At 28.5% G+C, this 12,672-nt stretch carries 12 protein-coding genes and 1 pseudogene; 3 read left to right on the top strand and 10 right to left on the bottom strand.

Annotated elements, in window-relative coordinates:
• Nucleotides 1–219: 219 nt before the first annotated feature.
• The gene (locus tag Q6H37_RS13040) at nucleotides 220–975 is read right to left on the bottom strand and encodes an MBL fold metallo-hydrolase (protein WP_318742344.1); all 756 of its coding nucleotides are present in this window, start codon (nucleotides 973–975) and stop codon (nucleotides 220–222) included.
• Between the two features lie 106 nt (nucleotides 976–1,081).
• Between Q6H37_RS13040 and Q6H37_RS13035 the strand changes: the two genes are divergently transcribed.
• Nucleotides 1,082–1,495, top strand: coding sequence for an Lrp/AsnC family transcriptional regulator (locus Q6H37_RS13035; RefSeq protein ID WP_318742343.1), 414 nt, complete (start codon nucleotides 1,082–1,084; stop codon nucleotides 1,493–1,495).
• 41 nt (nucleotides 1,496–1,536) lie between these two features.
• Here the strand turns inward: Q6H37_RS13035 and Q6H37_RS13030 are convergent, their stop codons facing one another.
• The 3 genes from Q6H37_RS13030 to Q6H37_RS13020 form a co-directional block, all read right to left on the bottom strand.
• A complete protein-coding gene (locus Q6H37_RS13030) occupies nucleotides 1,537–2,442 on the bottom strand; it encodes a glycerophosphodiester phosphodiesterase (protein WP_318742342.1) in 906 nt (301 codons plus the stop codon).
• Nucleotides 2,443–2,796: 354 nt separating this feature from the next.
• Complete coding sequence (locus Q6H37_RS13025) at nucleotides 2,797–3,279, bottom strand: 50S ribosomal protein L7ae (protein WP_318742341.1); 483 nt, start codon at nucleotides 3,277–3,279, stop codon at nucleotides 2,797–2,799.
• A gap of 110 nt (nucleotides 3,280–3,389) precedes the next feature.
• The gene (locus Q6H37_RS13020) at nucleotides 3,390–3,800 is read right to left on the bottom strand and encodes a YkvA family protein (protein ID WP_318742340.1); all 411 of its coding nucleotides are present in this window, start codon (nucleotides 3,798–3,800) and stop codon (nucleotides 3,390–3,392) included.
• Between the two features lie 200 nt (nucleotides 3,801–4,000).
• Here Q6H37_RS13020 and Q6H37_RS13015 point away from each other — a divergent pair, with 200 nt between their 5' ends.
• Complete coding sequence (locus Q6H37_RS13015) at nucleotides 4,001–4,285, top strand: putative quinol monooxygenase (protein WP_318742339.1); 285 nt, start codon at nucleotides 4,001–4,003, stop codon at nucleotides 4,283–4,285.
• 112 nt (nucleotides 4,286–4,397) lie between these two features.
• Here Q6H37_RS13015 and Q6H37_RS13010 read toward each other — a convergent pair whose 3' ends face one another.
• The 6 genes and pseudogenes from Q6H37_RS13010 to Q6H37_RS12985 all read right to left on the bottom strand — a co-directional run bounded on the left by Q6H37_RS13010 (nucleotide 4,398) and on the right by Q6H37_RS12985 (nucleotide 11,799).
• On the bottom strand, nucleotides 4,398–6,194 hold the full coding sequence (locus Q6H37_RS13010; RefSeq protein WP_318742338.1) for an FAD-binding protein: 1,797 nt from the start codon (nucleotides 6,192–6,194) through the stop codon (nucleotides 4,398–4,400).
• Nucleotides 6,195–6,213: 19 nt separating this feature from the next.
• Nucleotides 6,214–6,675 (bottom strand): L-2-amino-thiazoline-4-carboxylic acid hydrolase, encoded by a 462-nt coding sequence (locus Q6H37_RS13005; protein WP_318742337.1) that lies wholly within the window; start codon nucleotides 6,673–6,675, stop codon nucleotides 6,214–6,216.
• Nucleotides 6,676–6,738: 63 nt separating this feature from the next.
• Nucleotides 6,739–7,050, bottom strand: a complete 312-nt coding sequence (locus Q6H37_RS13000) for a 2Fe-2S iron-sulfur cluster-binding protein (protein ID WP_318742336.1) — start codon at nucleotides 7,048–7,050, stop codon at nucleotides 6,739–6,741.
• A gap of 135 nt (nucleotides 7,051–7,185) precedes the next feature.
• On the bottom strand, nucleotides 7,186–7,623 hold the full coding sequence (locus Q6H37_RS12995; RefSeq protein ID WP_318742335.1) for a MarR family winged helix-turn-helix transcriptional regulator: 438 nt from the start codon (nucleotides 7,621–7,623) through the stop codon (nucleotides 7,186–7,188).
• 981 nt (nucleotides 7,624–8,604) lie between these two features.
• Nucleotides 8,605–9,786: pseudogene (locus Q6H37_RS12990) on the bottom strand (PEP/pyruvate-binding domain-containing protein); the annotation flags it as partial.
• A gap of 342 nt (nucleotides 9,787–10,128) precedes the next feature.
• On the bottom strand, nucleotides 10,129–11,799 hold the full coding sequence (locus Q6H37_RS12985; RefSeq protein ID WP_318743014.1) for a GH3 auxin-responsive promoter family protein: 1,671 nt from the start codon (nucleotides 11,797–11,799) through the stop codon (nucleotides 10,129–10,131).
• A 323-nt stretch (nucleotides 11,800–12,122) separates the two neighbouring features.
• On the opposite strand from Q6H37_RS12985, the gene Q6H37_RS12980 reads away from it, so the two are divergent.
• The gene (locus Q6H37_RS12980; RefSeq protein ID WP_318742334.1) at nucleotides 12,123–12,668 is read left to right on the top strand and encodes a glutathione peroxidase; all 546 of its coding nucleotides are present in this window, start codon (nucleotides 12,123–12,125) and stop codon (nucleotides 12,666–12,668) included.
• Nucleotides 12,669–12,672: the final 4 nt, after the last annotated feature.

Genomic DNA, 12,672 nt, shown 5'->3' with positions numbered 1-12,672 from the left:
GACCAGTCATCTTAAAAAAATTATATCATAATTTATAATAAAAAACAATTACAGGCTGCTACGACAAAAGAAGGAAATACATTCATAGAGGAAACAAGTTCTATGTCAGAACAATTAATTACCTACACAAAAAATAAAATAATTTACCATTATATATGGGCAGTAAATAATTTTTAAATTTACTGCCCATACATGTAATTTAAAACTTTTCTGAGCATATCAATACTCTATGCAATCTCCATCTTCTGGAATGAAGACCTGTGTTAAAAGTAAATTATCCTTTAAAAAATTTCTTAATTTTTTTCTCGTAAGCATGCAGTGATTCCAAGCTTCCATATGAACAACAATTACTTTGGAATTTGGTGTCTTGTTACAAATGTTAAGTATATCTTCTTTATCCATAGTAATAGGAATACCTCCCTCTGTCATCTGAGCAGCACCTGCAAAACTAATAATTACTTCAGGTACATAATCTTCCAATGCTTGTTCTACCTCTGAACACCATACTGTATCACCTGTTATATATAAAGAAGGTTCATTTTTAGTTTCAATAACATATCCTGAAACTGTTCCCATTTCTTTTGCAGTTTCACCTTTACCATGTTGTCCACCTACTCTTTTAAAAGTAATATCATTCCAAGAGCACACTTTTTCAATTGCATTAATACATTGAAATCCTTTTTCTTTCACCTTAATCTCATCTTCGGCTTGACAGAATATAGGTATGTCTTTAGGTATTAGCCTTACTGCAGTTTCATCAAAGTGATCACTATGCATATGAGTTAAAAGAACTGCATCAGTCTTTGTAATAATATTAGCATCAATTGGTAATTCCACCAAAGGGTTTTTATTTTTATTTGAAACATTAGGAATACAATCCATTTCTCCTTTTTTACTAAGCACCGGGTCAACTAAGATTACCTTATTATTTATAGTTAACCTTATTGTTGCATGACGTATAAGCTGAATTTTCATAGTTTTTCCTCCTTTTATATGATATATTAATTATATGTCATACTGCTTTTACTTGGAGAAAGTAGTTGTATGTTTTCAGTTACACCATGAAAGGAAGTTTATAATTATGCTTGATCAAACAGATATGAAGATTTTAACCTTATTAAAAGAAAATTCCAGACTTCAATGGCGTGAAATTGGAGAATTAGTTCATTTAACAGGGCAAGCGGTAGCAAACAGAATTAAGAAAATGGAACAAAGTGGAGTTATTGAAAAGTACACTATAATTTCAAATAACTCCAAGCTTGGCAAAATTCTAACTGCATATATAACTGTTTTTATGAAAACCCCTAACCATCCTGCTTTTATACAATTTGTTAAAAGTAATAAAGCAATAGTTGAATGTCACAGGATAAGTGGAGATGGCTGTTATTTACTAAAGGCAAATGTGACTAATGAAGAAAATCTTATGTGCTTATTAAATAAAATTTTAGACTTTGGAAATTATCGCCTTAATATATCTATTGATAGAATAAAATAACTTTTTAAAGTTTCAATTTTAATTAGACAATATTTTTTAATTTATAATTTAAAGATTTTATTCTCCTTTTTAATATTTAATAACATCTGAGGTTTATCTGATATAATTCCATCAAGATTTAACTTCAGCATATTATTCATATCTACTTTCCTATCAACAGTCCATGCATATATTTCCTTATTTACCTTGTGAATATCATGTACCATTTTTTCATTTATAGCATTTTCCTGTATACTATAAAAATTTACATTTAGTAAACTTAAATTATTCATAGGTCTACTAACTATGTAGCCTGTCTGTATATTTGGATTTAACTTTTTTATATCTAATAAAATTTTATAACTTACCGAATGAACTTTACATTGACTAACGTAATTATTTACGTCAATGATCTTAACTACTTTATTAGTAAGATCTTCAGTATTCCCATAAGGCTTTATCTCTATTATTAAATCTAATTTCCTATTACATTTTTTTATCACTTCATCTAAGGTTGGAATCCTTTCTACATCTTTTTTGTGAAAAGGTGACCCTATATTTAATTTTTCAATTTCATTGAAAGTTAATTGATCCACATTTTTGTTTAAACCAGTGAGTCTTTTAAGATTTCTATCATGCATCAATACTACTACTCCATCCTCAGTTTCTTGAACATCAATCTCTGCATAATTCACTTTATATTTTATTGAACTTTGAATTGCTTTTAAAGAATTTTCTGGTTCCCCAGAACACTGTCCTCTATGGGCAATTACTTTTACATTTTGGACTTCTAATGTATTACTATTTAAATAACTTTTTTCACCTCTAAATTTATTCGATGAGTTCTTAAGTAAAATAGCTTGATTAATATTGTTTCGTAAACTTTTTTTATGTTCACTAATACAAATTGAAGCAACTAATATTATACTCACAAAAATAAAGCAAATCTTACAAAATTTTCTTTTCACTTTATCAACTCCATATATTTCTTTAATAATTTTAATAATCTTTATAAATATTACTTATAATATTTAAATTTCACATCTAAAATTCTGTTCATTAGATATATAATATTACTTCAAGCATATTTTTGTAAATACTGAAATCATAATTTTATACTTTTTCTAGTAATTCTGATTTACTCAACTCTAATTCATTATTTATTTTCGTCCTAAAAAATAAAATTCCTTAGACTTGTTTTCAAATTCTTTATATCTTTTCAAATTACGTTCATCTGAATTAAGTAAAAAAACAATAAGCATCAAATTAAAAATTTAGATACTTATTGTTTTTGCTATGTATATTTGTTTTCTAATATTTCACTAAGAATTTGTTTTAAAATTACCTTTATCTAGATGTATTTCAACATTCATATCCGCTTTTTTGTAACCTACTAATTTTATACGATTATTACCTTTTTTAATTGATAACATCATAGATTCTTTTTCTCCATTATCTGCTTTACTACTTTTTTCTGCAAGAGTGGTAACCTTGTCATCTGGAGATATTAAAACAATTTTTCCCTTCCCACCTTTTACAGACAAATTATATGGAACTTTCAAATCAAAATCTTTATCACTTTTATATTCCCAAATTGTTGTGTCGCCACTAATTTTTAAATTTGCTTTATATACTCCTTGTTCTACCTTTTCATTACTGTTATCCATACCAAAAGTATCATACTCTTTACATATTTTAGAATTGTCATCATAAACTTTATCTGCAACATCATTGCTACATCCTACAAACAAACTAATTACCATAATCACAGCAGCAATTAATGTTCTTTTACGTTTTAAAAGCATATTTATCCTCCTAATTTATCATAGATATTGTAAAGCCATAAAAATTATACCATATAAAAACTTTTATGTCTAAATACAACATACTTTTACTCCAATTAGTAATATAAACTTTATACATTAATTTTTACTCTAATAAACTTTAGCAAAATATAAGTAATTATAATGATCCAAATACATATTATAATGCCCCCAACAATCCAATTCTTAGGTTTTCCCTTCTTAAAAATATTTTCTGATTGTTGTCTGCATTCATTCATAATATGTGCTGGTATGAGCTTTACAGCAAACATAATTCCAAGCGGTATTAAAATTAAATCATCAACATATCCAAGTATAGGTATAAAATCAGGTATTAAATCAATAGGACTTAAGGCATATCCTACTACCAGTATTGAAACTAACTTTGCATAAAAAGGTACATCATCCCGTTTATATGCTAAATATAATGCTCCAATCTCTTTCTTCATTTTTTTAGCCTTTTGTTTAACATTTAAAAAACAGGTTTTTAATCCATTATACATAAAACACCTCAAAATTTTTTGCATATTTAGTAACCTTTTTATATGCATTTAGCTGTTTAAATGTTAATTATAACTTAATCCTAGTAAATTATAAAGTTCTATTTGTGCATTGATTGTTAATTTTAAAATTAAGTTTAAAATTAACAAAATATGTAGTATCATTAAATTATTAATTTTATTGAAAGAGATGGTGGCAAATTATGATAAGAATAATATCTAAAAATACATTAAAAGATGGAAAAAGAGATGAATTCTTAAAAATAACAAAAGAACTAATAGAAAAAACTAGAAAAGAAGATGGCTGCATAGCTTATCATCTATTTGAAGATATAAATAATCCTTTGATACTTACCTTCGTAGAAGACTGGAGAGATGAAGAAGCAATTAAAAATCATAATAATACTGAACACTTTAAAAGAATAGTTCCTCAATTTGGTGACCTTCGTGTAGGTAAAAGTGATCTAAATAAGTATAAGGAAGTATAATAATTCATATTTTAAATAGTAACTTTAATACATAATTAATTTAAATTACCACAAAGAAGAGAATTCATCTCCACTTTATGGTAATTTTATTTTGTTCTAATAATCAATTTTCTTATTTTAAAATTGAAAGCATATAATCAGGAATGTTCTTATTTTTACCTTCTATAAGCTCCATTGATGTAACCTTAGGTTTTCTAGTAGACATTTTCATTTTTCCATCTTCACCTTTTGAACTCATAATTCTTAAAAGCCAGTTATCATTATCTACAAATTCATAATCATCACGTATGTGCGTTCCCCTACTTTCTTTTCTCATAAGAGCAGCTCTTACACCTGCTTCCACACAAGTTGAAAGGTTTCTAACCTGTGTTGCTTCTAGCCACTCATAGTTATAAACCTTATTTTTGCTTTTAGTACTCATTTCGTTAATATCATAATCTTGCATTTGCAAAACTTCATCTAAAGCTTTTGTAAGTCCTTCCTCATTTCTTCTAAAATTAAAGCCAACATCAGCTGTTTTTTCTATACTTCTGTGTATTTTTATAGGACTTATTCCTTCTTTTCTTTCAAGAGGTAGAAGTATGTCCTTAATTATATCATCAATGTTTGTATTTTTCATAGTTGAATCATTTGCATTTTGTATATATTCACAAGCTGACAATGCTGATCTATATCCCTGTACCAGCATTTCAATAAGTCCATCTGCAACCCTCATAGCTCCAAACACACCACTTGTAGTTTCACCAGCTGCATAAAGTCCTGGTACTCCAGTATACATGTTTTCATCTACTTCAATACCACCCATGCTGTACTCACATCCAAGACCTACTTCCCATGGAATTCCCTTTTTAATATTTTCAACGAAAGTATCTAGGTTATTTCCTTGATAAAACCCTTTTCCATACCACATACTCATTAATGGCTCAACTTGTTTTAGAAATCCTTCATAAGTCTCGAAAGGCACGTTTGAGTAATCAAAATATACTCCACCCTTTGGAGTACCTTTTCCCTTTGCAATTTCTTCTCCAAAATAGTAGGTAAATATAAGCTTTCCCATTTCACTTTCTTTGCTCATTTTAATCAATTCTTCTGGTACATTGTCTAAAATGCATTCACCCTTACCATTTTTAACAATAGGCATAAGCATATTTGAGTGTAAAAAAGGATAAATTGAACCTTTATATACTGATGGTGAAAGAGCAACTCCTGGTATATATAATAAAAATTCCATGTCTGCAAGCTTTGCTCCTGCACGATATGCCATAGCCATACCATCGCCAGTCATATCAGAAACAGTACACTTAAAGGAATAAGGTTGATATCCTCCAGTTGCCAAAATAACTGACTTTGATCTAATTTCTATAATATCTCCTGAATATATGTCTATTCCAACTGCACCTACAGCTCTTCCGTCTTCCATCAAAACATCTGCAACCATAAAATCTTGTATAACATCAATGCTGCCTGCCTCAGAAACTCCATATCGGCATCCATCTGCAACAGCTTTACCTGATGTTATATATCCTTCTTCTCCAAAGAATGCAACCTTATGTCCTGCTTTTTCAATCCACTGTTTGAGTTTCCAGCAGCATTCACCACAATCATTAACAAACTGCTCAACCATGTTTTGATCACTTAGGTAAAAAGACTGTTTCACAATTTGTTTAAATAAGTCTTCTTTTGTACTTTTAGGATCTGCTTCCTTAATTCCATATTTATAATATGCAGTTTCTCCATCCATGGAAAATCCTGCTCCTGCCATAATGGCATTACCGCTTTTCCCAAGCTTTCCTTTTACTGCAAGCAGTACTTTTGCTCCTTTTTCAGCAGCTGTTACAGCTGCCATTGATCCTGCTCCAGAGCCACCAACAACTAATATATCCGTATTAATTATCTTATCTATTTTCATCTTAATTATCTCCTTATTCTTATAACTTTTTTAAATTAAACTTGCAAACTTTATCACCCTTTGCAATACAATAAGGTCTTTCTAACTTCATATCAAAACTTTCAAATAAAATATTGTCTATAGCACAATATAAATGTCCTACCTCCATACCAGCTTTTCCATACTGTGACCATATATCCTCCATAGGACAATAAGTAATTTCTAAAGGATTATTATCTGAATGTTTCCAACCTGTTGAAGGCATATCCCTTACAGCAGCATATGTCTTTATATCATCTTCATCCAATCCTCTTTCCTTTGCTTCAGCCTTCATAGCCTTTACTCTTGCCTTACCAAATTTATTTATTGCAGATGAAATTGCTTCACTTGCATTCTCATTTCCCATTCTTTCAACCATTTCATGTGCCATAAAATAATATAGTTCAGCCATAAGCTTTGCATATCTCACTTCTGGATTTTCACTACTTTTTAAATTACTCATTTTATTTCCCTCCATCTAATTTTTACAATATAAAAATAAGAATTTAATTTACTTTTAAAATTTCTATAAAGTAACTAAATCTTTTATTAATTTTTTTCCTTTTAAAGGTTCAAGAACAATTCCTTTATCTTCCTTTACTACATGCGTACATGCAAGAACAGGCTTACCATTAACCATAAGTGTGCATCTTCCACAAATCCCATGACCACAAGTACTGTGTTTGTAATAACTAAGACTACTGTCACAATGTTCCTGTATATAATCAAGAACATTCATTACAGTCCATCTTTCTTTAAAAACTACTGGAACATCAAAATAATCATAATGCTCACTGTTCTCTACTGTTGGTTCAAATCGATATACTTTTACTCTCATTTCAAAACCTCCGATTGTAATAATTTTCGAATATAATAATTTACGAGCTTCGTAATATGTTATTAAAAAAATTTGGACGAATTCAAATATATTTAAATTAAATATTTGAATTCATACCAAATCTTCCATTCTTATTTATATAGAACTTGCTAGTTTTTTAAGAAACTTAATAAGAAACCTTTTTTCTTCTTCACTTTCTGTTGCTTCTAAATATTTTCTAGCAACAGCATAGTCAAATTTCATATGTTCTTCTTGAATATCTTTACCTAAATCAGTAATTTCAAGGTTAAAAGAACGTCTATCTTCAGGACTTATAACTCTCTTCAAAATTCCGCGCTTTTCAAGACGATTTATAACACTTGTTAATGTACTATTAGGTACTTTTAATATATTCAATAAGTCTTTTATCTGTTTTCCTGGATTTTCTGCTACTACTCTTAAAACCCTAAAATCAATCATTGATATTCCTTTGGTTAAATCAGAGTACTCGTTCATAAACTTACTGCTCATCATTTTATATATAAGTTCATGTATAGCAGCATCAACAATTTTAATATCTTCATCGTTTATCATGGCATATTTCTTCCTTACTTCGTAATATTTTGATTACGTAATAATATTAAAACAGTTCATAACATTTGTCAAGGAAATTATTTCACTTCATGATAATTATTTTATTTGCAGCTCAACTTATACAGTTTAAAAATAATGTGACACAAGTATATGTAAGCGAAGTAACTTTCAACTGTATTCCAGCTGATATATACTGTGAAGGAAAACTCACTTCATTAAGAAGTTCTAATCTTCCTTCACAGCATATATCAGTCTGCATACAGTTGAAAGTTACTTCTTAGTGCATTGCGTGTACACATAATATATTATGATATGAATCTCAATAAAAAGCGTAGCTTTCATAATACCTAATAACTAGTTTATACATACGTTGACTATTTTAACAATACCCCAATGGAATAATTTGTAAAAATAGTATAATTATTTATTAGTACCTATATTTGAAATATTTACGTATTTTGATATTATGCTTTTTAATAACTTAAATTAAATACCAATTTCTTTTAAAATATTTCTATAAAATGAAAAAAGATGATATTTAAACTAAATAAATATACTAGTAAAACGGCAAGCTACGCCTTAGTTTTATGTGTTATAAGTTATAGTTAAATATAATTTGACTTACTAAAATTATTCATAACAATGTAATTAAGAACGTGCACTTGAACTTGCTAGTTTGAATTTTAACTTTTATGCAGTGATATATGATAAGGGTGTCATCACATTAGCTAAATTGTTTTAATATTATTCTTAGCTCAAAATTTTTGAAAGCCTTAGAACTTTAGTCCTGTCTGAGGGAACCGAGTTTGACAAAGTTCTTAGGCTTTCAAAAATTTCGAGATTTAGAATAATTAAAACATTTAGCCGTGATGACACCCTTATCATATATCACGAAATAAAAGTTAAAATCCAAACTTCCACTGTACCTTTACGTCGCAATATGCTTATTATATTAAGTATCTACTATGCTGAAAATACTTTAGCTATAACTGGAGTATTTTTTAATTTTATTTCATTAAAATTTAGGTCTAAAAGAGCTTCTAATTGATCATCATTAACCATTAACATTGCTTCTTCCTTTGTAATAAGCCCTTCTTTCACTAGATCAACAGCAATCTTTAAAGCCGCCTTAGCTGTCCTTTTACCATTTCTTGTTTGAAGAAAATATAGTTTTCCCTGTTCAATGGTAAACTCTATATCCTGCATATCCTTGTAGTGTCTTTCTAATGTTTCTGATATATTTATAAACTCCTCATAACAGTCTGGTAACTCCTGCTCCAATCTTGATATTTCATGAGGAGTTCTTGCTCCAGCCACCACATCTTCTCCTTGTGCATTTATTAAATATTCGCCAAATATATGGTTTTCTCCAGTACATGGATTTCTTGTAAATGCAACTCCTGTTCCTGATGTTTCTCCCATATTTCCAAATACCATTGCTTGAACATTAACAGCTGTTCCCCATTCTGTTGGAATGTTATTTAATTTTCTATACGCCACTGCTCTTTCATTATTCCAGGATCTAAATACAGCTTTTATTCCCTCTAGTAGTTGTTCTTTAGGGTCTTGTGGAAATTCCCTTCCTATTTCTTTTCTATATAGAGCTTTATACTTTTCCACTACTTCTTTTAAATCATATGAATCTAGATCATTATCAAATTTAACTTTTTTGTTTTCTTTTACTTCATCAAGAATATCCTGAAATTTTATCTTTTCTATTTTCATGACAATATCAGAAAACATTTGAATAAATCTTCTATAGGAATCGTATGCAAATTTTTCATTATTAGTTAAATTACTTAAAGCCTTCACAGTTTCATCATTTAAACCTAAGTTTAATATGGTATCCATTATTCCCGGCATGGAAACCCTAGCTCCAGATCTTACTGAAACAATCAATGGATTGTGTGGACTTCCAAATTTTTTGCCAGTTAACTCTTCAACTTTAGCTAATGATCTATATATCTGAATTATTACTTCTTCAGATAAGTTTTTGTCATCTTTATAGTATTTTGTACAAGCTTCTGTAGACAGCGTAAAACCTTGTGGAACAGGTATTCCTAAATTTATCATTTCAGCAATGTTGGCACCTTTTCCACCAAGCAAATTCTGCATCTTTGCATTTCCTTCATTAAAAAGGTATACATACTTTTTGCATTCCATAAAACAGCACTCCTCTTAATGTAAACATTTCAATACATAATATTCACCGATCACTATATAGTATATATTATATAACATTTAGTATACACTTTTCAATATATAGTGTATGCTACTTGCATTGCAATATGCACTATTTTGTGTGCATCTATTACTTTTTCCATAAAGCACCAAATTAAATTTAATACAAAACTTACATAAAAAATAAAGGTAAACTTTCTAAATTAAAAGTTTTACCTGTTTTTAATCTATCTTTTATATTATGCAATTTTACCAAGTTTATTCTCTAGAATATCATTAAAATATTTAATTATTATAAATTTCTTAGGATATACAGATAAAAATCTATCTACAAATATTTTTGTTAACAACATTTAATATAGTTTTATTGTTAATTATGACCCTTGGAATTTTAATTTGATTTTTAGATATTCCTTTATTGAATAAAGCTTCTCTTATCAAATTAAAGGTATTTGGTTTTAAAAGTATTACCTTTACTTTATCCAATCTTTTATTATTTCTAGCTCTATCATAAGCTAAATTTGACTTTTTAAGTTCACTGTCTAAAGTTTTTTCTATTAACTGAATTTTATAATCTGGAATAACATCTTTAAATTCAAAATAAAAAATGTACCTTCCAGGCGTAACTGAATTATCAGGTATTGTGGTATAATCCACTAAGTTTAAATTCAAATTTTCCATGGTATTTCTTATAGAATTGACTAAATGTTCTTCATTAGTCTTTTCTGCCGCCATATTAAGTACTTGATTTTTTCTATATAAAAATTCAACTTCCGGACAGTTATTGTAAAAATCAACTACTTTAATAACATCCCCAATTCTATATCTATAAAGTCCAGCATAATTAGTAATCACTATCTCATATTTTTTTCCTACTTTTAATTCATCTAAACAATAGGTATGATTGATATTTGCCTTTCCATCTTCAATTGGAATAAACTCATAAAAAACAGTATCAGGAATAATTATATATCTTATTTTTTTTGCATAAGGATTAATTCCCATCATAGCTTCAGTAGCAGCATAGCCTGGAGAATAAATACTAAGAGAATTCGTATAATAATTTACTTTGTCATCATATATAGAAAAATTTGCCCCTGTTACAGTTATAATATATAATAAATTAGGCCATATCCTTTTACTTATTCCCTTAAAGCCTTTTTTAAATTCACATTCTAACTGATAAGCTCTACCTGCATTAGGTGAAAGAAGCTTATTTAAGCTGCACTTAGTACTTTCGTCAATATTTAAATTATTACTTATACGACCTCTTCTTATGTCCCTTACCAAGCTTTCATGTTTACTTTCTAATACTCTAAATAAATCTAATATGTTAGAAATAAAAACTCCACCTATATATAAAAGTCCAACTTCCTTTAGCGCAAATAGTAAATGAAGGTAAAGAGCAGCTTCTCTATCTTTTATTTTCATTACCTCTATTGGAGAAGTATATAAATAAGGCAATATACGTTTTATACCATTCATTCCTCCAGACGTAGCAGAACATATTGGAATTCCTGCCTTAGTATAAGTTGTCATAACCATGTCAGCTATCATCAATCCTTTTCCATAATTCCAGTTTTCTTTAAAATTATCATAAGAATATTTATTAATAAGCAGTGCCATATACTTTGAAGCAATTTTTCTGCTTCTTTTAGTACAAGGAATTAACTTTTGTTTACCTGTAGTTCCTGAGGTATGTCCAAAGTATTCAACCTTGTCACTTATTAAAACTTTTTTTTCTCCATTTGCCATTCGTTCTATATAATCTTCATAATAAAGATATTCCGTTAATGGAACTTGTTTTTTAAAATCATCTATGGATTTAATATTCCTAAAATTAAACTTGATTCCAATTTCACTTTTATAATTTAACTTCAATATTTTAAATAACACTTTTTCATTTACTTCCCTAGAATTTTCAGTTTCTATGTCAAAGTTCCTTTTAACTGCTGCTCCACCCTCTATTGAAATTTTATATAATATCTTGCTTATTATACTCGTAATAATACACTCCTTAAGTATTTTTCTATAATCAATATATGAAAAAAATTAAATGGTTGATATTTTCTTTTTATCACTTTCAAAATTATTTTATCCGATCGCTACCATTGCTAATCCCCCACCTTCTTTGATAGATTTTGGCTCTCTACTTAACTTGGGGATAAGTTCTTCTAAGACTCACTTAATTAATAATTACTATTGACAAAGTTTAATTTTCATGATAAATTTAAATCACACAATGATTGTACGCAATTTAATTGTATATAAAATAATTTTATAAAATATATTTATCGGAATAAAAGGAGGAAAAATTTATGTCAGTTTATGATTACAAAGTTATAAGAATAGATGGAGAGGAAATATCTCTTGAAAAATATAAAGGAAAAGTATTAATAATAGCAAATACTGCAAGCAAATGTGGATTTACACCTCAATATGCAGACTTAGAAAAACTTTACAATAAATATAATAAGCAAGGTCTTGAAATATTGGGCTTCCCTTGCAATCAATTTGCTGGACAGGAACCTGGAAATAATAAAGAAGTTAAAAACTTCTGTCAGCTTAACTATGGGGTATCCTTCCCACTATTTGAAAAAATAGATGTAAGAGGTGCTTCAGCACATCCTCTATTTAAATACTTAAGTGAAGAAGTTCCTTTTAAAGGCTTAAACTTAAACCACCCAGGCGGACAAATATTATATAACTTTTTAAAGGAACAATTTCCTGAATATTTGATAGGCAACTCTATAAAATGGAACTTTACTAAATTTTTAATAGATAGAGAAGGTAATGTAGTTGGTAGATTTGAACCTACAACCGAACCTTTAGACATGATTTCTGAAATAGAAAAACTATTATAAAAAG

It is taken from the genome of Clostridium sp. JS66 (assembly GCF_033561535.1).
GTDB lineage: Bacteria > Bacillota > Clostridia > Clostridiales > Clostridiaceae > Clostridium_AM > Clostridium_AM carboxidivorans.
Note: the sequence above shows the minus strand (reverse complement) of the source record. Positions and strands in the feature narration are given on the sequence as shown.